The sequence below is a fragment of the Methylobacillus sp. DLP286 genome, assembly GCF_056636515.1.
In genome coordinates, this window is record NZ_CM153145.1 from 2,594,954 (window position 1) to 2,619,513 (window position 24,560).

Consider the following 24,560-nt stretch of genomic DNA (forward strand, 5'->3'; position numbering starts at 1 on the left):
CGCTCTTTAGAAATATCGCTCTTTAAGGAAATAACATGGCAGCTCAAAAAATCCGTATCCGCCTCAAGGCGTTTGATTATCGTCTGATTGATCAGTCCGCACTTGAGATCGTTGAAACGGCCAAGCGTACTGGTGCAGTGGTCAAAGGTCCCGTACCTTTGCCAACTCGTATTGAGCGCTTTGATATTCTGCGTTCTCCCCACGTCAATAAGACATCTCGCGATCAGTTCGAAATCCGTACTCATCAGCGCTTGATGGACATTGTTGATCCTACTGACAAGACGGTTGATGCATTGATGAAGCTGGACCTGCCAGCTGGCGTTGATGTAGAAATCAAGCTGTAACTTGTGTTTTTGAAGTGGGTCGGATATAATCCGACCCTTTCGCGTACCCGGGTCGGTCAATTGTAATCGGCCTTTTTAATTATTATAAGGAATCGATCATGAGCTTAGGGCTTATTGGTCGCAAGGTGGGCATGACCCGCATTTTTACCGATGAAGGCGAAAGCGTTCCGGTAACAGTGCTGGAGGTCGTACCTAACCGTGTGACACAGATCAAGACTGCTGCAAGCGACGGCTATACCAGCCTTCAAGTTGCTTACGGTGAGCGTCGTGCCAGCCGCATTGGTAAGGCATTGACCGGTCATTATGCCAAAGCCGGCGTTGCTGCTGGTGCTGGTATCAAGGAATTCCCTGTTTCTGATGACGTATTGGCTAACTACAATGTAGGCGGCCAGATCACTGTCGAGCTGTTTCAGGCTGGCCAGTTGGTTGATGTCACCGGCACTTCCCTGGGTAAGGGTTTTGCAGGTGCTATCAAGCGTCACAATTTTGCTTCCAATCGTGCTTCCCACGGTAACTCCAGGTCCCACAATGTGCCCGGCTCCATCGGTATGGCGCAGGATCCTGGCCGCGTTTTCCCTGGTAAGCGCATGCCTGGTCACCTGGGTGCTGTGAAGACCACCGTACAGAATCTTGAGATCGTGCGTGTGGATGCTGAGCGTAACCTGTTGTTGATCAAGGGTGCGATTCCTGGCTCTAAAGGCGGCGATGTTGTCGTGCGCCCTAGTGTGAAGGTGAAGGCATAATGGAAATCAAGTTAATCGATAAGAATGGCAAGCCCGCTAAGGCTGGTTTGGCTGTTTCTGAAACGACTTTCGGTCGTGAATTCAATGAAGCGTTGGTGCATCAAGTTGTGGTCGCCTATCAGGCAAACGCACGCACTGCAACTCGCGCTCAATTGACTCGTGCGGAAGTCAGTCACACTACCAAGAAGCCGTGGAATCAGAAGGGTACCGGTCGTGCTCGTTCCGGTATGAGCTCCAGCACCATCTGGCGCGGAGGTGGTCGTGCATTCCCTAACACTCCTGACGAAAACTTCAGCCACAAGATCAACCGCAAGGCCTATCGTGCCGGTGTGCGTTCCATCTTGTCCGAGCTGGTGCGTCAAGATCGCCTGAGTGCGGTTGAGGAATTTGCGGTCGATACGCCAAAGACCAAGCAATTGGTTGAGAAAATCAAGGGTCTTGGCTACAACGAAGGCTTGCTGGTGTTGGTGGATAAGTTTGATGAAAACTTGTATTTGTCCGCTCGCAACCTGCCACACGTTCTGGTTCTCGAAGCGCAATATGTTGATCCTGTAAGCTTGGTGCGCTTCCCGCAAGTTCTGGCTACTGCAGGTGCTGTTAAGAAGCTTGAGGAGATCCTGGCATGAGCGCATTGAGTACTCAGGAACGTTTGTTGCAAGTCATTCTTGCGCCACAAATTACAGAAAAGGCTACCCGTGTTGCTGACAAGCATCAGCAAATCGCTTTCCGCGTGCGTACTGATGCAACCAAGCCTGAAATCAAGGCTGCGGTTGAATTGGTGTTCAAGGTGGAAGTTGATGCCGTGACGGTTGTCAACGTGGGTGGCAAGGTAAAGCGCGCTGGTCGTACATTCGGCCGCCGCAAGGACTGGAAGAAGGCTTATGTGAGCCTGAAGCCAGGTCAAGAAATTAACTTCGCAGCGGGCGAATAGGAGAAATCATGGCACTGATTAAAGTCAAGCCTACTTCCCCAGGCCGGCGCGCCGTAGTCAAGGTGGTGACACCTGAGCTGCACAAGGGTAAGCCTTATGCGCCGCTGCTGGAGAAGCAGAGCAAGAAAGCTGGTCGTAATAATAACGGTCATATCACGACTCGCCATCAAGGTGGTGGTCACAAGCAGCATTACCGTGTTGTTGACTTCCGTCGTAACAAGGATGGCATTCCTGCCAAGGTCGAGCGTCTGGAGTACGATCCAAACCGCAGCGCGCACCTGGCATTGCTGGTGTATGCAGACGGCGAGCGTCGCTACATCATTGCACCGCGCGGTGTTTCCGCTGGTGCGCAATTGGTGAGCGGTTCCGATGCGCCTATCCGTGCAGGTAATACATTGCCTTTGCGCAACATTCCTGTCGGTAGCACCATCCATTGCATCGAGTTGCAGCCTGGCAAGGGTGCGCAAATTGCGCGTTCCGCTGGTACTTCCGTGCAGTTGTTGGCGCGCGAAGGCAGTTATGCTCAGCTGCGTCTGCGTTCCGGCGAAGTTCGCCGCGTGCACGTCGACTGCAAGGCAACCATTGGTGAAGTGGGTAATGAAGAGCATTCCCTGCGCTCCATCGGTAAGGCTGGTGCTGTGCGCTGGCGTGGTGTTCGTCCTACCGTCCGCGGTGTGGTCATGAACCCTGTCGATCACCCGCACGGTGGTGGTGAAGGTAAGACTGCTGCTGGTATGAACCCTGTCAGCCCATGGGGTCTGCCAACAAAGGGTTATCGTACACGTAGCAATAAGCGTACGGATAACATGCGCGTCAGCCGTCGTCCTGCGAATAAGAGGTAATCAATATGGCACGTTCAATTAAGAAAGGGCCATTCGTTGATGGCCATCTGGCTAAGAAAGTAGAGGCTGCTGCAGCCACACGCGACAGGAAGCCAATCAAGACTTGGTCCCGTCGTTCTACCATCCTGCCTGATTTCATTGGTTTGACCATTGCGGTTCACAACGGCAGGCAGCATGTGCCGGTGTTGATTTCTGAAAACATGGTAGGTCACAAGCTCGGCGAATTTGCGCTGACCCGTACGTTTAAGGGTCATGCTGCCGACAAGAAGGCCAAGAGGTAGGAGAAGACGATGGAAGTATCTGCAGTATTAAGAGGTGTTCATCTGTCCCCACAAAAGGCTCGCTTGGTTGCTGACTTGGTCCGCGGCAAGAAAGTTGACAATGCACTCAATATCCTGAATTTCACGCCTAAGAAAGGTGCTGAAATCATCAAGAAGGTGGTTGAGTCTGCCATTGCCAATGCAGAGCACAATGAAGGCGCAGATATCGATGAGTTGAGGGTGACTTCGATTTATGTCGACAAGGGTCTGGTATTGAAGCGTATTCGCGCTCGTGCCAAGGGTCGCGCTGGACGGATTATCAAGCCAACTTGTCACATTACTGTGACCGTTGGTAACTAAAGGAATCGTTATGGGTCAGAAAATTCATCCGTTTGGTTTCCGTCTGAGCGTCCAGAAGAACTGGTCTTCTCGTTGGTATTCCAATAGTAATAATTTCCCTGCGATGCTGAGCAGTGACATCAAGGTGCGCGAATTTCTGAAGAAGAAGCTCGCTCATGCTGCTGTAAGCAAGATCGTGATCGAGCGTCCTGCCAAGAACGCCAAGATCACCATCTACAGCGCACGCCCTGGCATCGTGATCGGCAAGAAGGGCGAGGACATCGAGTCCTTGCGTTCCGGCTTGCAAGGCTTGATGGGTGTTCCTGTTCACTTGAACATTGAAGAAGTCCGCAAGCCTGAGATCGATGCGACACTGATCGCCGAAAGCATTGCCCAGCAGCTTGAAAAGCGCGTGATGTTCCGCCGTGCCATGAAGCGTGCGATGCAGAACGCGATGCGCCTGGGTGCCCAAGGCATCAAGATCATGAGTTCGGGTCGTTTGAATGGTATCGAAATCGCGCGTACTGAATGGTATCGCGAAGGCCGTGTGCCTTTGCATACATTGCGTGCCGATATCGATTACGGTGTGGCAGAAGCAAAGACTACCTACGGTATCATCGGTATCAAGGTATGGGTGTTCAAGGGCGAAGTGTTCGGCAACAAGCTCGAACAAGCCGCTCAACCTGCTGAGCCAGAAAAGAAAGTAAGAAAGTCGGGGGCAAAAAATGCTGCAACCAGCTAGACAGAAATTCCGTAAGATGCAGAAAGGCCGCAACAAGGGCATCGCAACTACCGGTAACAAGGTAAGCTTTGGCGAGTTCGGTCTGAAGGCAATTGGTCGTGGTCGTCTGACCGCACGCCAGATTGAAGCGGCTCGTCGTGTGATGACCCGTCATATCAAGCGTGGCGGTCGTGTATGGATCCGCGTCTTCCCAGATCAGCCGATTTCCAAGAAGCCTGCTGAAGTGCGTATGGGTAACGGTAAGGGTAGTACTGAGTACTACATTGCCCAGATCCAGCCTGGCAAGATGTTGTATGAAATGGACGGTGTCAGTGAAGAGCTGGCACGTGAAGCGTTCCGTCTGGCTGCTGCGAAGCTGCCAATCGAGACTACCTTCATTACACGTCATATTGGGAGCTAGTCATGAAAGCGTCCGAATTGAGAAACAAGACTGTTGAAGAGTTGAACAATGAGCTGATCGAATTGCGCCGTGCGCAATTCTCCTTGCGCATGCAGCTTGCCACTCAGCAGTTGAACAAAGTTGACCAAGTAGGCAAAGTGCGCCGTGATATCGCTCGCGTTCGTTCTGTGCTTGCTGAAAAAGCCAAAGCGGCTAATGCAAGTCAAGCTTAAGCGGAGTCATTATGAGCGAAAATCAAACTGAAAAACTAGTTCGCACTTTGAGTGGCCGTGTAGTAAGCGACAAGATGGACAAGACTGTGACCGTTCTAGTCGAGCGTAAGGTGAAACATCCTTTGATCGGCAAGGTCGTGCGTCGTTCCAACAAGTTCCATGCTCACGATGAAAACAATGAGTGCAAGGAAGGCGACCTGGTCGTGATCGAGGAAAGCCGTCCGCTTTCCAAGACCAAGACTTGGCGCGTTAGCAAGATTGTAGAAAAAGCACGTATTGTGTAATAAAAATTGCCCTTCCACTTGCAATCGCTTGGAAGGGCAATATATAATGTCGGACCTTTTGGCGCCCAACAAGCTGGCGCCCCAATACTGACCGTGGTGCTGTCAGCCGTTTTTGACAAGCGGCTGGTGTTGGTTTAACGGATTAAGTTGGAGATTATTCTCATGATTCAAATGCAGTCTCGGCTGGATGTTGCCGATAACACCGGTGCACGCTCTGTTATGTGCATCAAGGTGTTGGGTGGTTCTAAGCGTCGTTATGCAGGCATTGGTGACATCATCAAAGTCAGTGTGAAGGATGCTGCCCCACGTGGTCGCGTCAAAAAAGGCGAGGTCTATAGCGCGGTTGTTGTTCGTACCGCCAAGGGTGTTCGTCGTCCAGACGGTTCCCTGGTCAAGTTCGATAGCAACGCTGCAGTATTGTTGAACAACAAGCTGGAACCGATTGGCACCCGTATTTTCGGGCCGGTGACACGTGAGCTGCGTGGCGAGCGTTTCATGAAGATCGTTTCTCTGGCACCCGAAGTTCTATAAGGAGTTGCTGGATGAGTAAGATTCGCAAGGGTGATGAAGTCATCCTGAATACAGGTAAAGATAAAGGCAAGCGCGGTACCGTGCTGCGCGTGTTGGCGACAGGCCAGGTTCTGGTCGAAGGTATCAATGTCGTCAAGAAGCATGCCAAGCCCAACCCAATGCGTGGTGTGGCTGGCGGTATCATCAGTAAGGAGATGCCAGTCGACGTCTCTAATGTTGCTTTATTCAATCGTGCCACCCAGAAGGGTGATCGCGTTGGCTTCAAGACGTTGGACGATGGCCGCAAGGTTCGCGTATTTAAGTCCAGTGGCGAAGTTGTGGACGCATAAGGGTAGATCATGGCTCGTTTAAAAGATTTTTATAAGGACACCGTGGTTAAGCAGCTGGTTGAGCAGTTTAACTACAAGTCTGTGATGGAAGTGCCTCGCATTGAAAAGATCACCTTGAATATGGGTGTGGGCGAGGCTGTTGCTGACAAGAAGGTCATGGAAAACGCCGTGGCTGACCTGGAAAAGATCGCAGGTCAAAAGGTTGTCGTGACCAAAGCCAAGAAGTCCATCGCCGGCTTCAAAATCCGCGATGGCTACCCTGTTGGTTGCAAGGTGACGCTGCGTCGTGAGCATATGTACGAATTCCTGGATCGTCTGATCACAGTGGCTATTCCTCGTATTCGTGACTTCCGCGGTATTTCCCCTAAGTCCTTCGATGGTCGTGGCAATTACAATCTGGGTGTGCGTGAGCAAATCATTTTCCCGGAAATCGAATACGACAAGATCGATGCATTGCGCGGGTTGAATATCACCATCACTACCACTGCAAAGACTGATGAAGAGGCGCGTGCGCTCCTCTCCGCATTCAGCTTCCCATTTAGGAACTAATCATGGCAAAAACCTGCATGATCGAGCGCGAGCAAAAGCGTCGCGACACAGTGAAGAAATATGCAGCCAAGCGTGCTGAATTGGTTGCGGTCATCAATGATGCCAATGCATCTGCCGAAGACCGTCGTGCCGCACGCAACAAGTTGCAAAGTCTGCCGCGTAATTCCAGCCCTGTCCGCCAGCGTAACCGCTGCGCGTTGACTGGCCGTCCACGTGGTGTATTCAGTAAATTCGGCATTGCGCGTGGTAAGTTGCGCGAATTGATGATGCGTGGCGAAGTGCCAGGCGTCACCAAGGCTAGCTGGTAACGGAGGAATTTAGTATGAGTATGAGTGATCCGATTGCCGATATGCTGACGCGTATCCGTAATGCGCAAAGCACCAACAAGGTCTCTGTTTCCATGCCGTCATCCAAGCTCAAGCGTGCTATTGCAGCTGTGCTGAAGGATGAAGGCTACATTGATGATTTCGCTGTGCAGGATGCCGATGGCAAGCCGCAGCTCAACATCAGCTTGAAGTACTATGCTGGCCGTCCAGTGATTGAGAAGATTGAGCGCGTAAGCCGTCCAGGCCTGCGCATCTATCGCGGCAATCAAGAGATTCCAGTGGTAATGAATGGGTTGGGTGTGACGATTGTTTCCACATCCAAGGGTGTAATGACTGATCGTAAAGCACGTGACGCCGGTATCGGTGGCGAAGTGCTGTGCGTAGTGGCTTAAGGAAAAAGCAATGTCTCGTGTAGCTAAAAATCCAGTCGCTATCCCCGCCAAGGTTGAAGTGGTATTGAGCGCTGGCAATATTGCAGTCAGCGGCCCGCTCGGCAAGTTGTCCCTCCCGTTGAGTGGCGATGTTGCGATCGAGCGTGACGGCGACAATCTGACATTTGCTGTTGCCCGTGAGTCGCAACATGCACGTGCCATGTCCGGTACTTTGCGTGCCTTGGTGTTCAATATGGTAACAGGTGTTTCTCAGGGTTTTACCCGCAAGCTCACTCTTGTTGGTGTGGGTTACAAGGCGCAGGCGCAGGGCACTAGCCTGAACCTGGACCTGGGTTTTTCCCATCCAGTGAACCACAAGATGCCTGAAGGCGTCACCGTGCAAACACCGTCTCCTACCGAGATCGTGCTGACCGGTGCCGACAAGCAGGTGGTTGGTCAGGTTGCCGCGCAGATTCGTGCGTACCGCGCTCCAGAGCCTTATAAGGGCAAGGGTGTTCGCTATGCCGATGAAGTGGTGATTATCAAAGAAACCAAGAAGAAGTAAGGTGTAGCTATGAGTAATGTGAATTCACGTCAGCGTCGTGCACGTAAAACCCGTGCCAAGATCGCCGAGTTGAAAGCTATCCGCCTGAGTGTGCATCGTAGCAACAGCCACATCTATGCTCAGATTATTGCCGAAACTGGTGACAAGGTGCTTGCTAGTGCTTCCACCCTTGAGGTCGAAGTTCGCAACGACATCAAGAACGGTGGCAATGTCGCCGCTGCCGCAGTGGTCGGTAAGCGTATCGCGGAAAAGGCCAAGGCTGCAGGGATCACCACTGTTGCATTTGACCGTTCCGGCTACAAGTACCATGGCCGTATCAAGGCGCTGGCTGATGCCGCGCGTGAAAACGGCTTGTCCTTCTAAAGACTGAGGTTGATGATGGCAAAAGTTGAAATTGAACAGCAGCAAACCGATGGTTTGCGCGAGAAAATGATCGGCGTCAACCGCGTCACCAAAGTGGTGAAGGGTGGCCGGATCATGAGTTTCGCCGCACTGTCCGTAGTAGGTGACGGTGATGGTGGCGTAGGTATGGGCAAGGGCAAGGCGCGTGAAGTGCCGGTTGCCGTGCAAAAGGCGATGGACGAAGCTCGTCGCAGCATGATCAAGGTAAGCCTGAACAATGGCACCCTGTATCACGCTGTTACCGGTGTTCATGGTGCTGCCAAGGTGTTCATCCAGCCTGCTTCCGAAGGTACCGGTATTATTGCCGGCGGTGCAATGCGCGCCATCTTCGAAGTCATGGGCGTGACCAACGTATTGGCGAAATGTATTGGTTCAACCAATCCATACAACGTCGTACGCGCCACCCTGAACGGCTTGAAGTCCATGAATACTCCTGCTGAGATTGCTGCAAAGCGCGGCAAGAGCGTAGAAGAAATCAGAGGTTAATCATCATGGCTAAGGCAAAGAAAGCAAATGATTTGATCAAGGTTACTTTGGTCAAGAGCACCATCGGTAGAATCAAGTCTCATCGCGCAAGCGTCGCCGGCCTGGGCCTGCGTCGCCTGAACCAGACCGTTGAAGTGCAGGATACTCCTGCCAATCGCGGTATGATCAATGCGGTGAGCTATCTGTTAAAGGTAGAAGCATAATGAAGCTGAATACTATCAAGCCTGCTGAAGGCGCTAAGCACGCCAAGCGTCGTGTTGGTCGTGGTATTGGTTCCGGCCTGGGCAAGACTGGTGGCCGCGGCCACAAGGGTCAAAAGTCCCGCTCCGGTGGTTTCCACAAGGTGGGTTTCGAGGGTGGTCAAATGCCTTTGCAACGTCGTCTGCCTAAACGTGGTTTCAATTCCTTGACCAAGGCTGATACTGCCAATGTACGCACCGCAGATCTGGTCCGCATCGAAGCTGACGTGATTGACCTGTTGGCATTGAAGCAAGCCAATGTGATCCCTGGAAGCGCTCGCGCTGTGAAGGTATATCTCTCTGGCGATGTGACCCGTGCTGTGACAGTTCAAGGCCTGGCGCTGAGCAAGGGTGCCCGTGCTGCGGTTGAAGCAGCTGGCGGCAAGATTGTAGAGTAATCAATTCGTGGCTAACGATAGTATTTTCGGCGCGGTAGGAAAAGTAAGCGAGTTGAAAAACCGCTTGCTTTTCGTATTGGGTGCCCTGATCGTTTTCCGTCTTGGTGCGCACATTCCGGTTCCCGGTATCGACCCGGATGTGCTGGCCCGACTGTTCGAGTCGCAGAGCGGCGGTATCCTCGGCATGTTCAATATGTTCTCGGGCGGTGCCCTGGAGCGTTTTACGATTTTTGCCTTGGGTATCATGCCGTATATCTCGGCCTCCATCATCATGCAGCTCCTGACCGTGGTTTCCCCGCGCATGGAGCAGTTGAAGAAGGAAGGCGAGAGCGGTCGCCGCACTATCACCAAGTATACGCGCTATGGCACGGTATTCTTGGCTACATTCCAGGCATTGGGCATTGCCATCGCATTGGAAGGACAGGCCGGCCTGGTGCTGGATCCAGGTTTCATGTTCCGCTTCACCACGGTGATTACCTTGGTCGGCGGTACCATGTTCCTGATGTGGCTGGGTGAGCAGATTACCGAACGCGGTATTGGTAATGGTATTTCCATCATCATTTTCGCCGGTATCGTCGCAGGCTTGCCACATGCGATTGGCGGCACTCTGGAGTTGGCACGCACAGGTGCGTTCTCGATTCCGTTGGTACTGTTCCTGTTTGTCGCTGCCGTACTTGTGACCGCGTTCGTGGTGTTTGTCGAACGCGGCCAGCGCAAGATTACAGTGAACTACGCGAAGCGCCAGGTTGGTCGCAAGGTGTTCGGTGGCCAAACTAGCCACTTGCCATTGAAGCTCAACATGGCTGGTGTGATTCCGCCGATTTTTGCTTCAAGCATTATCTTGTTCCCGGCCACGATGGCTGGGTGGTTCGGTAGCCACGAAAACATGTCTTGGCTGAAGGATATTGGTTCAACCCTTTCCCCAGGCCAGCCGCTGTATATTATTTTCTTTGCTACGGCAATTATATTCTTCTGTTTCTTTTATACCGCGTTGGTATTCAACCCAAAAGAAACAGCGGACAACTTGAAGAAGAGTGGTGCATTTGTTCCAGGGATCCGTCCTGGTGAGCAGACTGCGCGGTATATCGATCGCATCATGGGTCGTCTGACCCTGGCTGGTGCCCTCTATATCACCGCGGTATGTTTGCTGCCTGAGTTCTTGATCCTGAAGTTCAATGTGCCGTTCTATTTCGGTGGTACTTCTTTGTTGATTATCGTGGTGGTCACCATGGATTTTATGGCACAAGTGCAATCCCACTTGATGTCGCATCAATATGAAGGCTTGCTGAAAAAAGCTAACTTTAAGGGTGGGGCGGGTCTCCCGCGTTAATTGGCGGTATGGCAAAAGAAGATCGTATTGAAATGCAAGGCGAGGTTCTCGAGAACCTCCCGAATGCAACGTTTAGGGTCAAACTGGAAAATGGCCATGTCGTGCTGGGCTATATTTCAGGCAAGATGCGCATGCACTATATTCGTATCCTGCCCGGTGACAAGGTCACTGTGGAAATGACTCCTTATGATTTATCGCGTGCGCGGATTATTTTCCGCGCCAAGTAAGATTTTTGCGAAGAGGTGAGAGATGAGAGTTCGTGCATCAGTGAAGACATTGTGCCGTAATTGCAAGGTGGTTCGCCGCCGTGGTGTTGTGCGTATTATTTGCACTGACCCACGTCACAAGCAACGCCAAGGTTAATCCGGTAACGTGGTTTTAAATGGGGCTGGTTTTTAATCTATTTGTTAAAACCCGGTCAAGCTGTTAAAATTTTGGGCTTTTTTGGCGATTTGATTAAACGATGCGCCATTATTTTGGAGTAGCTACATGGCTCGTATAGCAGGGGTAAACATCCCAAATCATAAACATACTGAAATCGCATTGACTTCGATTTACGGTGTGGGCCGTACTACGGCAAAACAAATTTGTCTGGCTGCAGGCGTATCCGCGACAGCGAAGATCAAGGATTTGAACGACGCTGAAGTTGAAAAGCTGCGTGATGAAGTCGCCAAGCTGCAGGTGGAAGGCGATTTGCGCCGCGAAGTGACGATGAACATCAAGCGTCTGATGGATCTTGGCTGCTATCGCGGCATCCGTCACCGTCGCGGTTTGCCGGTTCGTGGTCAACGCACTAAGACCAATGCGCGCACTCGCAAGGGTCCAATCAAGCCTATCAAGGCATCCAAGTAAGGAATAGCAAATAATGGCTAAAGCTAACGTACGCGTACGCAAGAAAGTCAAAAAGAATATTGCCGAGGGTATTGCTCACGTGCATGCTTCTTTCAACAACACCATCATCACGATCACTGACCGCCAAGGTAACGCTTTGTCTTGGGCAACTTCCGGTGGCGCAGGCTTCAAGGGCTCCCGTAAGAGTACGCCGTTTGCCGCCCAGGTGGCTGCAGAGGCTGCTGGCAAGGCTGCGCAAGAGTGCGGTGTCAAGAATCTTGAAGTGCGCATCAAGGGCCCAGGTCCAGGTCGTGAATCCGCTGTGCGCGCATTGAATGCCGTTGGTTTCAAGATCACCAGCATTTCCGACGTGACCCCCGTGCCACACAACGGTTGTCGTCCACCGAAGAAGCGTCGTATCTAAGCTGGATATAAGGTTGCAGCCACGATAACTGGGTTGTCGTGGTTGATTTATTTAAAGAAATCGAGGACCGTAAGGATAGCTATGCAAAACAGTCCGACTGAATATTTAAAGCCACGCGTTGTTGACGTTGACGTGATTTCGCCTGTGCGTGCACGGGTGACACTGGAGCCAATGGAGCGCGGTTTTGGTTATACGCTGGGTAACGCCTTGCGTCGAGTATTGCTGTCTTCCATTCCTGGCTTCGCCATTACCGAAGTCAAGATTGATGGTGTGGTGCATGAATACTCTACACTGGATGGTGTGCAGGAAGACGTGGTAGATATCCTGCTGAACCTCAAAGGTGTTGCACTCAAGCTGAATAGCAAGAGCGAAACCACTTTGACATTAAACAAGAGTGTCGAAGGGGTAGTGACTGCCGGTGATTTCGAAACTGGCCATGACGCTGAAATCGCCAATCCTGACCATGTGATCGCGCATCTGACCAAGGGCGGCAAGCTCAATCTTGAAGTCAAGGTCGAGATGGGCCGTGGTTATCAGCCTGTGCCGCAGCGTCAGAAGAGCGAAGATGAAGATCGTATATTGGGCTTCATCCAGGTGGATGCTTCTTTCAGCCCGATCAGCAAGGTAAGCTACCAAGTCGAAAGCGCGCGCGTTGAGCAGCGCACTGACTTGGACAAGCTGATCATGGATGTTGAAACGAATGGCGTGGTTGAGCCTGAGCAAGCTATCCGTGACGCCGCACGCATCCTGATGGGTCAGCTTTCCGTATTTGCTGATCTTGAAGGCGCTCCTTCTGAAATTGAAGTGAAGCAAGCGCCTCAGGTAGACCCTATCCTGCTGCGTCCAGTGGATGATCTGGAATTGACAGTGCGTTCTGCCAACTGCTTGAAGGCGGAAAATATTTATTACATTGGTGACCTGATTCAGCGTACTGAAAATGAGCTGTTGAAAGCGCCAAATCTAGGCCGTAAATCTTTGAATGAGATTAAGGATGTACTGGCCTCCAAGGGCCTGACATTGGGCATGAAACTAGAAAACTGGCCACCTGCGGGCCTGGAAAAGGTGTGAGGGAATCACTATGCGTCATCGCAACAGCAATCGTAAATTAAACCGCACCAGTAGCCATCGTCAAGCTATGCTGCGTAACATGGCTAACTCTTTGCTTCGCCATGAAATCATCAAGACGACCCTGCCAAAGGCAAAGGAACTGCGTCGTGTAGCAGAGCCTTTGATCACCCTTGGCAAGGAAGCGACTCTGGCTAACCGCCGCCTGGCGTTCAGCCGTCTTCGCGACCGCGATATCGTCGGTAAGCTTTTCAACGAGTTGGGTCCTCGTTACCAAACTCGCAATGGCGGTTACCTGCGTATCCTGAAGTGCGGTTTCCGCGTAGGCGACAATGCCCCTATGGCGCTGGTCGAATTGGTTGACCGTCCAGAACTGGCTACAGACGGTGAGGTTGTAGCAGCTGAATAAACGCAACAGCCTTAGTTTAGAAAAGCCGGTTCAAGAACCGGCTTTTTTATTATCAAAATATTGATGTGACAAAGGTATGGATTGAATCGCGCGATTTGTCAAAGGGAAGTCATTATTGAAGTCTATAACTCATGATTACCTTAATTGCGTTGTGCGGGATTGATAGAAAAATCTTTGGCTTATCCCAAGATACTTAAAGAAATAGTTTAGTATTTGCTGAAGCGGCATCAATGCTGAATATATAATTTCTCACTGCGACCAATGCCTGCCAGGCATTTCCCTCAACATATTGGCACAGGTTTCAAGAGCATATGGCGGATATTCAGGAATCGAAGGAAAGTTTGCAGGAAAGCCTGCAACAGGTTATCACCCTGCTGAACAAGCACCGCCTGGTTGAGGAGTTGGTGCACAAGCAGGATATGCCCAAACAGGAGCTCGTGCAGACCCTGGTGCACAGGCAAAATCTTGCCGAGCTGCAAAAGAAGCTGGATAGCCTTCATCCTGCCGACGTAGCGTATATTCTCGAAGCCCTGCCGTTGGAACAGCGTTTGGATGTCTGGGACCTGGTCAAGGCCGAGCGCGACGGCGAGATTCTGTTGGAAGTGTCGGACGCGGTGCGCCAGACGCTGATCGCGGACATGGACAGCGACGAGTTGCTTGCCGCCGCCGAACAGCTCGATACGGACGAGCTGGCGGACCTGGCGCCCGACTTGCCCAAGGATGTGCTGCAAGAACTGCTCGAGAGCCTAGATAGCCGCAACCGCGAACGCTTGCAGTCCGCATTGGCTTATTCCGACGATGCAGTCGGTGGCCTGATGGACTTCGATATCATTACGATCCGTGAAGACATTACCCTGGAAGTGGCCTTGCGTTATCTGCGGCGTATCGGCAGTTTGCCGGACCACACGGACAAATTATTCGTGGTCGACCGCAATGATGTGCTGCGCGGCGTGCTGCCCCTGAAGCGCCTGGTGGTGAACGACCTGGATTCCGGCGTCGCCGAGATCATGGCGGATGACGCCGTGGTGTTCCACCCTGAAGACAAGGCCGACGAAGCGGCCAAAGCGTTCGAACGGTACGATCTGGTGACTGCTCCTGTGGTGGATGAAAACAACCGCCTGGTAGGCCGTCTCACCGTGGATACGGTAATGGACTACATCCGTGAGGAAGCGGAAAGCGACATGTTGTCCATGGCAGGTCTGCGCGAAGAGGAGGATATCTTCGCATCGGTATGGAAATCGGTGCAGAATCGGTGGATGTGGCTCGCCATCAATTTGGTGACGGCATTTGTGGCCTCCCGCGTCATCGGCTTGTTTGAAGGGTCTATCGAGAAAGTGGTGGCCCTAGCCGCGCTGATGCCGATCGTGGCGGGAATAGGCGGCAACTCAGGCAACCAGACGACGACCATGATTGTGCGCGGCCTGGCGCTGGGCCAGATCTCCAGCCACAACACCAAGTCGCTGCTGATCAAGGAAACCGGCGTGGGGCTGCTCAATGGCCTGATCTGGGGCAGCGTGCTCGGGGTGATCGCCTACCTGCTTTACAATAATATCGCCCTGGGTGCCGTGATGACGGCCGCGATGACCTTGAACCTGCTGCTGGCTGCCGTGATGGGTGTGATGATCCCCTTGGTGATGTCGACAAAGTTCAACCGTGATCCTGCGGTCGGCTCCAGCGTCCTGATCACTGCAGTGACGGATAGCGGCGGGTTCTTTATTTTCCTCGGACTTGCAACGATCTTCTTGCTATGAACAATACGATTTTTTCGGTCTGGCAAGACCTAGCTACCGATTTCTCCTCGGCGGCTGTGCTGTGGCAAGTAGGCATTATTGTCGCCAGCTTGGTGATCGCTTGGTCCATCAATAGCTTGCAACGTGCACGGCTTGCCAACAGCAATGCCCACCATGCGGCAATCGAAGGCCTGACGCGCGTCCTGTTCCCGATTTCCTCTCTGTTCATGGTGTTGCTGGGACAATTGGCCATTAGCCACTGGTATAGCAACAGTTTGCTGGAACTGGCCTCGCGCTTGCTGATTGCGATGGCGGTCATCCGTTTGGCCGTGTATGTGCTGCGATATGTGTTTTCACCCAGCGGGTGGCTGAGGACGACCGAAAATGTATTCTCGACCGTTGTCTGGCTGATCCTGGTACTGCACGTGACAGGCCTGCTGCCCGATATTATCGATGCGCTTGATGGCGTACGTTTCAATATCGGCAAGAGCGCCGTCAGCTTGTGGCTGGTGATCCAGGGTGTGTTCACGGTATTGATCACCGTGTTCATCGCCTTGTGGTTGAGCCGCCTGATCGAAAACAAATTGATGCTGGCCACCAATATCACCATCAATATGCGGGTGGTGATCAACAAGGTGATCCGCATCGCCTTCGTGTTTATTGCCGTACTGATTGCCTTGTCTGCGGTTGGCCTCGATATCACCCTGCTCTCGGTGTTCGGCGGGGCATTGGGGGTAGGGCTGGGTTTTGGCCTGCAGAAGATTGCGAGCAATTATGTCAGCGGGTTCATCATTCTGCTAGACGAATCCATGAGTCTGGGAGATTTTGTCACCATTGGTTCCTATTACGGCAGCGTGCAAGAGTTGCGCTCGCGGTATATGGTATTGCGGCAGCTGGATGGGACAGATGTGATCATTCCTAATGAAACCCTGATTACCAGCGCGGTGGTCAACCATACGGCCACCCGCAGGCGCGTCAAGATCGCCTTGCCCATCCAGGTGGGTTACGACACCGACCTGAGGGCGGCGCTGGAGTTGATGAAGGAAGTGGCAAGCCGGCACCCGCGTGTGATGAAGGACCCCGCGCCGGATGCTAAGCTGGTCGGTTTCGGCGAAAGCGGTATAGATCTCAACCTGACAGTGTGGGTGCCTGACCCTGAGAATGGGGCGGGCGATATTCCGTCCACTGTTTATTTGAAGCTTTGGGATGAATTCAAGGCGCGCGGCATTTCGATTCCATTCCCGCAACGCGAGGTGCATGTTTTTGGTCACGGCTTGGCCAATCCCGCAGATGTGGATAATACGCCCAATGGCGCGGCAAGCTGACCGGTTTTTGAGGGGGGGGCGCCAGGCGCTAAACGGTTATCTACGTCAAATAACAAATAAAAAGCCCGCAATTGCGGGCTTTTCCAATTTCACCAATGGCTCAATTACTTCAGCTTGGTTTCCTTGTACAGGACATGCTTACGGGCAACGGGATCAAACTTCTTGATCTCCATCTTCTCTGGCATGGTGCGCTTGTTCTTGGTAGTGGTGTAGAAATGACCAGTACCTGCGCTGGATTCCAGTTTGATTTTTTCACGCATGATTCAGTCCTTAGATCTTTTCGCCGCTGGCGCGCAGATCAGCCAGAACAGCATCGATACCATTCTTGTCGATAGTGCGCAGAGCAGCATTGGTGATACGTAGGCTTACCCAGCGGTTTTCGCTTTCGACCCAGAACTTGCGGTTTTGCAGGTTGGGAAGGAAACGACGCTTGGTCTTGTTGTTTGCGTGGGAAACATTATTCCCAACCATCGGCTTTTTGCCGGTTACCTGACATACGCGTGCCATGGCGGACTCCGAAATTCGAAAAGACCGCATTTATACCATGAAAAACGATATCTTTTCAAGTGAATTCAAAGATTTTTATCAGGGACTTATTGTCTGCCAGTGCTGCCGAAGCCGCCTGCGCCGCGTTCGCTGGCCTGAAAGTCGTCGACAATATTAAAGCTTGCCTGCACGACGGGGACAATCACCAATTGGGCGATGCGCTCCAGCGGGTTGAGGATGAAACTTTCCTTGCCGCGGTTCCAGCAGGAAACCAGGAGTTGGCCTTGGTAGTCGGAGTCGATCAGGCCGACCAGGTTGCCGAGGACGATGCCGTGCTTGTGGCCTAGGCCCGAACGCGGCAGGATCAGGGCGGCATAGTGCGGGTCGGCCAGGTGGATCGCCATGCCGGTGGGGATCATGATGGTTTCGCCCGGGGCTAGCGTTTGCGTATGCTCTATGCACGCACGCAGGTCCAGGCCTGCGGAACCTGGCGTCGCATAGCTGGGTAACATGTGCTGCAAGCGGTTATCCAGTATCTTGACGTCTATCTTGAGGCTCATGAATGTGCTTTCTTGGTTGGTTTGTCTGGGGTCGGCTTATCCAACGCGGTTTTTATCCATCATAGCCGCGATATGTTGCAACAGGCTACGCGCCAGCATGAGCTTGGGCGCCTGCGGCAGGGGATGCGCTCCCTCGTCATCAAGCAATACCAAGCTGCTCTGGTCTTGTCCCAATGCTTCGCTGGCGATATTGGCTGCGATCAATGGCAGACGCTTCCTGCGGCGTTTTTCGTCGGCATATTGCAGCAGGTTCTCGCTTTCGGCGGCAAAGCCGACGCAGAATGGCGCATCGGGGCGTGAGGCCACGGTGGCGAGGATATCCGGGTTGGCTTCCAGCGTGATGGTGAGTGGCGCTGCGCTTTTCTTGATCTTATGCTGGCTTGCCTTGACGGGACGGTAATCCGCGACGGCCGCGACCGAGATGAAGATGTCCTGGCTCTTCATGTTGGCCTCGACGGCAGCGAGCATTTCCTGGGCGCTGGTGACAGGAATGGTGTTGGCGCCAGAGGGGGCCTGTAATGCGACCGGGCCGCTCACCAAAGTCACTTCCGCCCCCATCTCGATAGCTGCGCGGGCAATGCTGTAGCCCATCTTGCCCGAGCTGTGATTGGTAATGACGCGAACCGGGTCTATGCTTTCCTGCGTTGGCCCGGCGGTGATGAGGATGCGCCTGCCGGCAAAGAGTTTGGGCTGGGAGCTGGAGAGTAAGCGCTCCACCAGTTCTTCTGGCTCAAGCATGCGGCCGGGGCCGGTCTCGCCACAGGCTTGGGAGCCGCTGGCGGGCCCCAGGATGCTGATACCGTCGTGCTGCAATTGGCGGATATTGCGCTGGGTGGCCGGATTGTTCCACATTTGCTGGTTCATCGCGGGAGCGACGAGCAGTTTGCAGTCGCGGGCCAGGCAAAGCGTGGAGAGCAGGTCGTCCGCGGCGCCATGCACCAGCTTGGCGAGAAAATCCGCGCTGGCGGGCGCCACCAGGACGGCATCCATCTGGCGGGACAGGTCGATATGCGCCATGCCATTGCCATTGTCCGGCTGCCATAGATCGGTATAGACCGGTTTGCCAGAGAGTGCCTGGAAGGTCATCGGGGTGACGAATTGCGTCGCTGCCGACGTCATGACCACCCGCACTTCTATGTCCTGCTTGACCAGCAGCCTGACCAACTCTGCCGCCTTATAGGCAGCAATGCCGCCCGTAACGCCGAGCAAGAGTTTTTTTATGGAATAATGGCTCATCAGGAAATGTGCGGGTGCAGCAAAACTGCGATATAGAGTTGCTTGATTTTATATGAAAGGCTGAAGCGTGGCGATTACTGATTGGCCCGAGGGGGAGCGGCCCCGGGAGAAGGTGTTGGCGGCGGGGGCGATGGCGCTTTCAGATGCCGAGCTGCTGGCGATTTTCCTGCGCACGGGCGTGGCCGGCAAGAGCGCGGTAGACTTGGCGCGCGATCTGCTTACGCGGTTTTCCAGCCTCAATGGCATTTTCGCGGCCAGTGTCGATGAGATTTGCCAGGTGCATGGCATGGGCGTGAGCAAATTCGTGCAGTTGCAGGCGATTTTCGAAATGAGCCGCCGGGCGCTGCTGGAGCAGATGCAGGGGCGCGATGTGCTGACTTCGCCCCAGGCGGTGCGGCAGTATTTGAGTTTGAGGATCGGCGCTCTGCCGCGCGAGGTGTTCATGGGGATTTTTCTTGATTCGCAACACAGGGTGCTGGCGATCGAGGAGCTGTTCAGCGGCACGCTGGCCCAGACCAGCGTATACCCGCGCGAAGTCGTCAAGTGCGCCTTGCGCCACAACGCCGCGGCCATGATATTCGCGCATAACCACCCTTCCGGCGTCGCCGAGCCCAGTCAGGCCGACCGTGATTTGACCCAGGCATTGAAGGCCGCACTCAACCTGATCGATATCCGCGTGCTTGACCATTTTGTCGTGGCCGGCAACCAGATCGTGTCATTTTCTGAACGCGGGTTGCTTTAGGAGCCGTGAGTATCGCTATTAAAAGCGCCTGCAAAACTTGGCGCAACGGTCCGGGTTAGCCTCTCCTAGCGCCCCTTGCCGCTGAGGGAGCCACGGTTGAAGTCCTTGTCGCCTGGCGGGATGCAGCGGGTGCCGAACCAGCCGCCTTGCGATCCGGGCGGGCAGTCCTTGGCGGATTTCCTCGGCTGGGTTTTCTCCTGGTCGGCATAACGCCAGCTGCCGTCTTCGTTGAGAATGATGCGCTCACCCTCGGCAGTGGTCGCATGCTGCGGGGTGGTTGGCTCTTCCGCCCAGGCAGGCACCGCCAATATGCTGCCAAGCGCTGCGGCAAGCAGAAAGTGTTTCATGTCATGATCTCCGGATTTGTAATTATTTGTAATGCGCAATTGTGCCATTGTCAGGACTGACATGCACCTGGAGGGTTGGTTCCGGGGCTGGTGAGATTCAGGGCAGCGAGATTCATGTTCAGCATGACAGGATGAGGCGGCCAATAAGCCTGAGCTGGCGATCCGGGTACAGACGCTAGCCAAACATCTCATTCAATGTTGCAATCTAATACACATCCCGCACATAGCGCTTGTCCTGCGCCATCTTGGCGATGTATTGCGCGGCGGCTTCTGCGCTCATGCTGCCATGGGCCTGCACGACCTGCTTGAGTGCCACATCCACGTCGCGCGCCATGCGGCTGGCATCGCCGCAGACGCAGAAATGCGCGCCTTGCTCCAGCCATTGCCACAGCTCCGCGCCATGTTCCAACATGCGGTGCTGCACGTAGATTTTCTCCTGCTGATCGCGCGAGAACGCCGTGTCCAGGCGATGCAGGACGCCCGCCTGCTGCATCGCGGCGAGTTCGTCGCGGTAATAGAAATCCGTATCGGCGTGCTGCTCGCCGAAGAACAGCCAGTTTTTCCCGGTGGCGCCCGTAGCCTGGCGCTCCTGCAGGAAGGCGCGGAACGGCGCGATGCCGGTGCCGGGGCCGACCATGACCAAGGGAGTATCCGGGTTCCTGGGCACGCGGAAATGCGCCGATTTCTTTAGGAAGATGGGCACAGCCTGCCCTGCCGCCCGGTCGGCGAGAAAGGTGGAGCAGACGCCGCCGCGTGCGGTGCCATGTTGGCCGTAGCGCACGATCGACACCGTCAGGTGCACCTGGTCGGCAAATGCCCGGGGGCTGGATGAGATCGAGTAGAGGCGCGGCTGCAAGCGCTTCAATACCGCCAGCCACTCCGCGGCTTCCGCCTGGATGGGATAGGCATGCAGCAGGTCTATGGGCTGCTTGCCCCAAAGCCATTGCTTGAGTTCGTCCTGTGTCCCGAGCAAGGCGGCGAGCTCGGCATTGCCGGCGCGGGCATTGATGAATTGCAATATTTCCGGGGTGATGCGCGCGATTTCGTAGTGATGCGACAAGGCTTCCACTAGCGTCATTTCGCCGCGGTCCTGCACTTGCACCACCGTGGCCGGGGAGAGTTGCAGCGCCGCGAGCATGTCGCCCACCAACGCCGGGTCGTTACTCGGCCAGACGCCCAGCGCATCGCCCGCTTCATAGCTGAGCCCGCTACCGGTGAGGTCAAAGACGAATTGGCGCACTTCTTTTTCCGATCTGTCGCTGCTCAGGCGTTGGTTTACCGCCAGCCTGGCGTGCAGGGGATGCTGTCGGGTATAGGCTGGCGCTGTTGCCGGGCTGTCGTCCTCCTCTCCGGCGGGCATGCCGCCTGCGAGCGCTAGCTGCCGTGCCGTGGATTGCCGGGTGGATTTCCGGCTCGCGAGCGCGCTGGTGACGTGGTTGAGCCAGGCCTGCGCGGCGGCTTCATAGTCCGGTTCGCAATCGGTGCGTGCGGTGAAAGGCGTTGCGCCCAGCGCGGCCAGCCTGGCGTCGAGCTTGCGGCCGAAGCCGCAGAACTGGCCGTAGTTGGAGTCGCCCAAGGCCAGCACGGCGTATTGCAGGCCGGATAATGCCGTGTTTTCCGTTTGCAATGCGGCCCAGAACTGGCTGCCGTTGTCGGGCGGGTCGCCATCGCCGAAAGTACTGGCCAGCAGAATGGCATGGCCGGCCTCTGCCAGGCTGGCAGGCTTGACCTCGTCCATGCTGCTGAGCACGGTTTGCCAGCCCTCCGCCTGCAGCCTGGCGGCACACTGGCTGGCGAAGGTTTCGGCGTTGCCGGTTTGCGATGCCCAGAGGATATGAACGGCAGGCTGGGAAGGGGCATCATGATCGCGCTCGGCTGGCAGGCTGCCAGGCGCAATCCAGGTGCGGGAGAACAATCCGGCCAGCATGCCGTCGACCAGGGTTTTTTTCTCCGGCGGCAATGGGGCGGTTGGCGGCAGCGTAGGCACGCCGCCCGCCTGGCGCGAAGCGTCGCTGCGCAATCCGGTCAGGTACCCTTGCAGGTAGAGCTGTTCCACCGGTTCCAGCTTGACGGCAGGGATGTCGTCAAGGCCGAGCAGTTGTGCCAGTGCGTCAATATCTCTCATGGCGATTTCCTTCGTGTTGCTTATGCTTGCCCGCGTGTTGCCGCTTGTCTCGGCAGCTGCGTCCAGCGCGTTCTGGGCGGGACTTTCTACTCTGGCGAGGGCGACGGCGCTGAACTTGAATTCGGGTTGTTGCGACAATGGGTCTATGGCATCGCTGGTGACGGCATTGATCGCCAGGTCGTCGCCGAAGACGTCGTTCCAGTGGAATGGCGCGAAGCAATTGCCGGGACGGACGCGCGTGGTGACTACTGCCGGCAATACCGCTGATCCTCGGCACGAGCGGATTGCGACCCGGTCCTGGTCCCGGATGCCGAGACTGGCTGCGTCTTCGGGATGCAACTCGACGAACGGCCCCGGGTTGAGCTTGTTCAGGGTGGGGATCTTGCCGGTCTTGGTCAGGGTATGCCATTGGTGCTGCAGGCGGCCGGTGTTGAGGACAACAGGAAAGTCCTGGTCCGGCATTTCCGCAGGCGGCAGCCAGGGCCGGGCAAAGAACATGCCCTTGCCGCTTTCGGTGGCGAAGGCGATGCGCGGACGCTCGCCGTCCTCCTGCATTTTAATCTGCTGGCTGATGCCGTCATTGAGATAGCGGATAGGGTGGCGGTCTTGCGCATCATCCGGCGCGCAAGGCCATTGCACGGGGGTTGCGCGCAGGCGCTGGTGGCTCACGCCGCGGATGTCGTAGCCGGTCTTGGGGTTGGAGGCACGGCGGATTTCATCGAACACCTCGGCGGCAGAGGAGTAGCTGAAGCCTTCGGCGTAGCCCATTTCGCAGGCGATGCTGGCGATGATCTGCCAGTCGGGCATGGCTTCTCCCGGCGGCGGCACGGCCTGCCGCATCAGCGTCATGTTGCGTTCCGAGTTGATCATGACGCCTTCCGCTTCGGCCCAGAGCGCGCCGGGCAGCAGGATGTCGGCATAGCGGTTGGTTTCCGTATCGAGGTAGGCGTCCTGGGCGATGACGAGTTCCGCGCGCTCCAGTGCGGCAATGACGTTCTTGCGGTTGGCGACGCTCGCGACCGGATTGGTGCAGATGATCCAGCAAGCCTTGATCTTGCCTGCGGCCATCTGCTCGAACATGGCGACGGTGCCGCCCGCCGAACGGGTATGCAGGGTGCCTGCGGGAATATCCCAGAGGTTCTCGATGAAGGCGCGGTCCTGTTCCGCCAGCACCGAGCGTTGTCCGGGCAGGCCTGGCCCCATGTAGCCCATTTCGCGGCCGCCCATGGCATTGGGCTGGCCGGTGAGCGAGAAGGGCCCGCTGCCGGGGCGGCAGATCGCTCCGGTGGCGAGGTGCAGGTTGCAGATGGCGTTGGTGTGCCAGGTGCCGTGCGTGCTCTGGTTGAGCCCCATGGTCCAGCAGCTCATCCAGTTTTTTGCCTGGCCTATCCACCCGGCAGCCTGGCGGATGTCGGCTTCCGGGATGCCGGTAATCTCGGACACTTTTTCAGGCGGATAGTCGTCGAGGAATGCCGGCATGGCTTCCCAGCCTTCGGTGAAGCTGGCGATGAAGTCCGAGTCGGTATGGCCGTGCTTGTGCAGCAAGTGCAGCAGGCCGTTGAGCAAGGCCATATCGGTGCCGGGCCTGATTTGCATGAAGAGGTGGGCCTTTTCCGCCGTGGCGTTGCGACGGGGATCGACCACGATCAACCTGGCGCCGGCCTTGACCCTGTCCATCATGCGCAGGAACAGGATGGGATGGCAGTCCGCCATATTGGCGCCGGTGACGAAGAACAGGTCAGCCTGGTCGAAATCCTGATAGGAGCCGGGCGGGCCGTCGGCTCCCAGTGAAAGTTTGTACCCACTTCCAGCACTAGCCATGCATAGCCTGGAGTTGGACTCAATGTTGTTGCTGCCGATATAGCCCTTGACTAGTTTGTTGGCGAGGTATTGCGACTCGATCGACATCTGCCCCGAGACATAGAGCGCAACGGCATCGGGGCCGTGTTCGTCTATGATGGCGCGCAGGCGGCGCGCGGATTCCTTGATGGCCTGGTCCATGCCGATGCGTGCGGGCTCGGCATTGCGCTGCCGGCGAAGGTAGGCATGCTCCAGCCGTCCCGAAGCCGTGATCGCCTGCGCGCAGGTGCTGCCCTTGGTGCATAGGCGGCCGTAATTGGCCGGGTGCTGCTTGTCCCCCGCGACCTTGACGATGCGCTCGTCCTCGACTTCCATGACAATGCCGCAGCCGACGCCGCAATAAGGGCAAACCGATTTGACTTGCGTTGCCATCGCGTGCTGGTTCCGTTCCGGCCTAGGCCTGCACCCAGACTGCGCCGTCGCGCAGCTCTACAGGGTAAGTGTTCAAGCGAGTTCCGGCGTCTTCCGCGCAGATGCCGGTGCGCAACTGGTAATGGTGCTTGTAGATGGGCGACGCGACGACCGGCTCGCCGCCCAGGTCGCCGACGATGCCGCGCGAGAGCACGTTGGCGCCGCTGTGCGGATCATGGTTGTCGATGGCGTACAGCACGTCGCCCTTCATGCGGAAAATCGCGACCTGATGCCCTTCCACCAAGGCGCATACGCCCGTGTCGGGCCAGATGTCCTCCAGCGCGCAGACCGGCTGCCATGCCCCTTCCATACCGGCGGACATGGACATTTGCTCGATTGTGTTCCTGGATGAAGCGGTTTGTTGTAATTGGCTCATGGGTTTGCTC

Annotated in this window: 38 protein-coding genes; 31 read left to right on the forward strand and 7 right to left on the reverse strand. The window is 55.3% G+C overall.

Annotated features, from left to right (window positions below):
* Positions 1–35 precede the first annotated feature (35 nt).
* The 30 genes from rpsJ to ACWXTG_RS12560 all read left to right on the forward strand — a co-directional run bounded on the left by rpsJ (position 36) and on the right by ACWXTG_RS12560 (position 16,407).
* Positions 36–344 (forward strand): 30S ribosomal protein S10, encoded by a 309-nt coding sequence (gene rpsJ / locus ACWXTG_RS12415; RefSeq protein WP_011478646.1) that lies wholly within the window; start codon positions 36–38, stop codon positions 342–344.
* A 98-nt stretch (positions 345–442) separates the two neighbouring features.
* Positions 443–1,087, forward strand: a complete 645-nt coding sequence (gene rplC / locus ACWXTG_RS12420) for a 50S ribosomal protein L3 (RefSeq protein WP_309564191.1) — start codon at positions 443–445, stop codon at positions 1,085–1,087.
* Positions 1,087–1,713 (forward strand): 50S ribosomal protein L4, encoded by a 627-nt coding sequence (rplD, locus tag ACWXTG_RS12425; RefSeq protein ID WP_407995530.1) that lies wholly within the window; start codon positions 1,087–1,089, stop codon positions 1,711–1,713. Before rplC ends, rplD begins: the two co-directional genes overlap by 1 nt.
* Positions 1,710–2,018 (forward strand): 50S ribosomal protein L23, encoded by a 309-nt coding sequence (gene rplW, locus ACWXTG_RS12430; RefSeq protein WP_309564193.1) that lies wholly within the window; start codon positions 1,710–1,712, stop codon positions 2,016–2,018. Before rplD ends, rplW begins: the two co-directional genes overlap by 4 nt.
* Before the next feature lie 8 nt (positions 2,019–2,026).
* Complete coding sequence (gene rplB, locus ACWXTG_RS12435; RefSeq protein ID WP_480220063.1) at positions 2,027–2,860, forward strand: 50S ribosomal protein L2; 834 nt, start codon at positions 2,027–2,029, stop codon at positions 2,858–2,860.
* Between the two features lie 5 nt (positions 2,861–2,865).
* Positions 2,866–3,141 carry a 30S ribosomal protein S19 gene (gene rpsS / locus ACWXTG_RS12440; protein WP_407994576.1) on the forward strand — a complete coding sequence of 92 codons (276 nt, stop codon included), beginning with the start codon at positions 2,866–2,868 and terminating at the stop codon, positions 3,139–3,141.
* Between the two features lie 9 nt (positions 3,142–3,150).
* On the forward strand, positions 3,151–3,480 hold the full coding sequence (gene rplV, locus ACWXTG_RS12445) for a 50S ribosomal protein L22 (RefSeq protein ID WP_230343045.1): 330 nt from the start codon (positions 3,151–3,153) through the stop codon (positions 3,478–3,480).
* 10 nt (positions 3,481–3,490) lie between these two features.
* Complete coding sequence (rpsC, locus tag ACWXTG_RS12450) at positions 3,491–4,201, forward strand: 30S ribosomal protein S3 (protein WP_407995532.1); 711 nt, start codon at positions 3,491–3,493, stop codon at positions 4,199–4,201.
* Positions 4,185–4,601: a 50S ribosomal protein L16 gene (gene rplP / locus ACWXTG_RS12455; RefSeq protein WP_011478654.1), complete on the forward strand. Its 417-nt coding sequence runs from the start codon at positions 4,185–4,187 to the stop codon at positions 4,599–4,601. Before rpsC ends, rplP begins: the two co-directional genes overlap by 17 nt.
* Positions 4,602–4,603: 2 nt before the next feature.
* Positions 4,604–4,813 carry a 50S ribosomal protein L29 gene (gene rpmC, locus ACWXTG_RS12460; RefSeq protein WP_011478655.1) on the forward strand — a complete coding sequence of 70 codons (210 nt, stop codon included), beginning with the start codon at positions 4,604–4,606 and terminating at the stop codon, positions 4,811–4,813.
* An 11-nt stretch (positions 4,814–4,824) separates the two neighbouring features.
* The gene (gene rpsQ, locus ACWXTG_RS12465; protein WP_025872351.1) at positions 4,825–5,097 is read left to right on the forward strand and encodes a 30S ribosomal protein S17; all 273 of its coding nucleotides are present in this window, start codon (positions 4,825–4,827) and stop codon (positions 5,095–5,097) included.
* A 162-nt stretch (positions 5,098–5,259) separates the two neighbouring features.
* Positions 5,260–5,628, forward strand: a complete 369-nt coding sequence (rplN, locus tag ACWXTG_RS12470) for a 50S ribosomal protein L14 (RefSeq protein WP_011478657.1) — start codon at positions 5,260–5,262, stop codon at positions 5,626–5,628.
* A gap of 11 nt (positions 5,629–5,639) precedes the next feature.
* Positions 5,640–5,957 carry a 50S ribosomal protein L24 gene (rplX, locus tag ACWXTG_RS12475; RefSeq protein WP_309564198.1) on the forward strand — a complete coding sequence of 106 codons (318 nt, stop codon included), beginning with the start codon at positions 5,640–5,642 and terminating at the stop codon, positions 5,955–5,957.
* 9 nt (positions 5,958–5,966) lie between these two features.
* Positions 5,967–6,506: a 50S ribosomal protein L5 gene (rplE, locus tag ACWXTG_RS12480; protein WP_309564199.1), complete on the forward strand. Its 540-nt coding sequence runs from the start codon at positions 5,967–5,969 to the stop codon at positions 6,504–6,506.
* A gap of 2 nt (positions 6,507–6,508) precedes the next feature.
* Positions 6,509–6,814, forward strand: coding sequence for a 30S ribosomal protein S14 (gene rpsN, locus ACWXTG_RS12485; protein WP_457137211.1), 306 nt, complete (start codon positions 6,509–6,511; stop codon positions 6,812–6,814).
* 14 nt (positions 6,815–6,828) lie between these two features.
* Positions 6,829–7,224 (forward strand): 30S ribosomal protein S8, encoded by a 396-nt coding sequence (gene rpsH / locus ACWXTG_RS12490; protein ID WP_309564201.1) that lies wholly within the window; start codon positions 6,829–6,831, stop codon positions 7,222–7,224.
* Positions 7,225–7,234: 10 nt separating this feature from the next.
* Complete coding sequence (gene rplF, locus ACWXTG_RS12495) at positions 7,235–7,768, forward strand: 50S ribosomal protein L6 (protein WP_309564202.1); 534 nt, start codon at positions 7,235–7,237, stop codon at positions 7,766–7,768.
* A gap of 9 nt (positions 7,769–7,777) precedes the next feature.
* Entirely contained in the window at positions 7,778–8,131 is a 354-nt protein-coding gene (gene rplR / locus ACWXTG_RS12500; RefSeq protein WP_407995534.1) for a 50S ribosomal protein L18, read from the forward strand.
* A 15-nt stretch (positions 8,132–8,146) separates the two neighbouring features.
* Positions 8,147–8,656, forward strand: a complete 510-nt coding sequence (gene rpsE, locus ACWXTG_RS12505) for a 30S ribosomal protein S5 (RefSeq protein WP_011478664.1) — start codon at positions 8,147–8,149, stop codon at positions 8,654–8,656.
* Between the two features lie 5 nt (positions 8,657–8,661).
* Complete coding sequence (rpmD, locus tag ACWXTG_RS12510) at positions 8,662–8,859, forward strand: 50S ribosomal protein L30 (protein ID WP_309564204.1); 198 nt, start codon at positions 8,662–8,664, stop codon at positions 8,857–8,859.
* Entirely contained in the window at positions 8,859–9,293 is a 435-nt protein-coding gene (gene rplO / locus ACWXTG_RS12515) for a 50S ribosomal protein L15 (RefSeq protein WP_480220064.1), read from the forward strand. Before rpmD ends, rplO begins: the two co-directional genes overlap by 1 nt.
* Positions 9,294–9,300: 7 nt before the next feature.
* Positions 9,301–10,623, forward strand: coding sequence for a preprotein translocase subunit SecY (gene secY, locus ACWXTG_RS12520; RefSeq protein WP_480220065.1), 1,323 nt, complete (start codon positions 9,301–9,303; stop codon positions 10,621–10,623).
* 8 nt (positions 10,624–10,631) lie between these two features.
* Positions 10,632–10,850, forward strand: coding sequence for a translation initiation factor IF-1 (gene infA, locus ACWXTG_RS12525; RefSeq protein ID WP_011478668.1), 219 nt, complete (start codon positions 10,632–10,634; stop codon positions 10,848–10,850).
* A 22-nt stretch (positions 10,851–10,872) separates the two neighbouring features.
* On the forward strand, positions 10,873–10,986 hold the full coding sequence (rpmJ, locus tag ACWXTG_RS12530) for a 50S ribosomal protein L36 (RefSeq protein WP_081620790.1): 114 nt from the start codon (positions 10,873–10,875) through the stop codon (positions 10,984–10,986).
* 126 nt (positions 10,987–11,112) lie between these two features.
* Positions 11,113–11,475: a 30S ribosomal protein S13 gene (gene rpsM / locus ACWXTG_RS12535; RefSeq protein WP_011478670.1), complete on the forward strand. Its 363-nt coding sequence runs from the start codon at positions 11,113–11,115 to the stop codon at positions 11,473–11,475.
* Between the two features lie 13 nt (positions 11,476–11,488).
* The gene (gene rpsK, locus ACWXTG_RS12540) at positions 11,489–11,878 is read left to right on the forward strand and encodes a 30S ribosomal protein S11 (protein ID WP_011478671.1); all 390 of its coding nucleotides are present in this window, start codon (positions 11,489–11,491) and stop codon (positions 11,876–11,878) included.
* An 81-nt stretch (positions 11,879–11,959) separates the two neighbouring features.
* A complete protein-coding gene (locus ACWXTG_RS12545) occupies positions 11,960–12,946 on the forward strand; it encodes a DNA-directed RNA polymerase subunit alpha (RefSeq protein ID WP_480220066.1) in 987 nt (328 codons plus the stop codon).
* A 10-nt stretch (positions 12,947–12,956) separates the two neighbouring features.
* Positions 12,957–13,352 carry a 50S ribosomal protein L17 gene (rplQ, locus tag ACWXTG_RS12550; RefSeq protein WP_230346588.1) on the forward strand — a complete coding sequence of 132 codons (396 nt, stop codon included), beginning with the start codon at positions 12,957–12,959 and terminating at the stop codon, positions 13,350–13,352.
* A gap of 311 nt (positions 13,353–13,663) precedes the next feature.
* Complete coding sequence (gene mgtE, locus ACWXTG_RS12555) at positions 13,664–15,103, forward strand: magnesium transporter (RefSeq protein ID WP_480220067.1); 1,440 nt, start codon at positions 13,664–13,666, stop codon at positions 15,101–15,103.
* A complete protein-coding gene (locus tag ACWXTG_RS12560; protein WP_480220068.1) occupies positions 15,100–16,407 on the forward strand; it encodes a mechanosensitive ion channel family protein in 1,308 nt (435 codons plus the stop codon). The genes mgtE and ACWXTG_RS12560 overlap by 4 nt, the downstream gene beginning before the upstream one ends.
* Positions 16,408–16,511: 104 nt before the next feature.
* On the opposite strand, the gene rpmG is transcribed toward ACWXTG_RS12560, so the two are convergent.
* The 4 genes from rpmG to coaBC all read right to left on the reverse strand — a co-directional run bounded on the left by rpmG (position 16,512) and on the right by coaBC (position 18,689).
* Positions 16,512–16,667, reverse strand: a complete 156-nt coding sequence (gene rpmG, locus ACWXTG_RS12565) for a 50S ribosomal protein L33 (RefSeq protein ID WP_011478679.1) — start codon at positions 16,665–16,667, stop codon at positions 16,512–16,514.
* Positions 16,668–16,677: 10 nt separating this feature from the next.
* Positions 16,678–16,914: a 50S ribosomal protein L28 gene (gene rpmB / locus ACWXTG_RS12570; protein WP_011478680.1), complete on the reverse strand. Its 237-nt coding sequence runs from the start codon at positions 16,912–16,914 to the stop codon at positions 16,678–16,680.
* Between the two features lie 86 nt (positions 16,915–17,000).
* Complete coding sequence (gene dut / locus ACWXTG_RS12575) at positions 17,001–17,453, reverse strand: dUTP diphosphatase (protein WP_309564210.1); 453 nt, start codon at positions 17,451–17,453, stop codon at positions 17,001–17,003.
* Positions 17,454–17,489: 36 nt separating this feature from the next.
* On the reverse strand, positions 17,490–18,689 hold the full coding sequence (gene coaBC, locus ACWXTG_RS12580; RefSeq protein WP_480220069.1) for a bifunctional phosphopantothenoylcysteine decarboxylase/phosphopantothenate--cysteine ligase CoaBC: 1,200 nt from the start codon (positions 18,687–18,689) through the stop codon (positions 17,490–17,492).
* Positions 18,690–18,756: 67 nt separating this feature from the next.
* Between coaBC and radC the strand changes: the two genes are divergently transcribed.
* Entirely contained in the window at positions 18,757–19,431 is a 675-nt protein-coding gene (gene radC / locus ACWXTG_RS12585; protein ID WP_407994586.1) for a RadC family protein, read from the forward strand.
* 65 nt (positions 19,432–19,496) lie between these two features.
* On the opposite strand, the gene ACWXTG_RS12590 is transcribed toward radC, so the two are convergent.
* The 3 genes from ACWXTG_RS12590 to nirD all read right to left on the reverse strand — a co-directional run bounded on the left by ACWXTG_RS12590 (position 19,497) and on the right by nirD (position 24,550).
* On the reverse strand, positions 19,497–19,778 hold the full coding sequence (locus ACWXTG_RS12590) for a hypothetical protein (protein WP_309564213.1): 282 nt from the start codon (positions 19,776–19,778) through the stop codon (positions 19,497–19,499).
* A gap of 205 nt (positions 19,779–19,983) precedes the next feature.
* Complete coding sequence (locus tag ACWXTG_RS12595; RefSeq protein WP_480220070.1) at positions 19,984–24,135, reverse strand: sulfite reductase subunit alpha; 4,152 nt, start codon at positions 24,133–24,135, stop codon at positions 19,984–19,986.
* 22 nt (positions 24,136–24,157) lie between these two features.
* Entirely contained in the window at positions 24,158–24,550 is a 393-nt protein-coding gene (nirD, locus tag ACWXTG_RS12600) for a nitrite reductase small subunit NirD (protein WP_480220071.1), read from the reverse strand.
* Positions 24,551–24,560 lie beyond the last annotated feature (10 nt).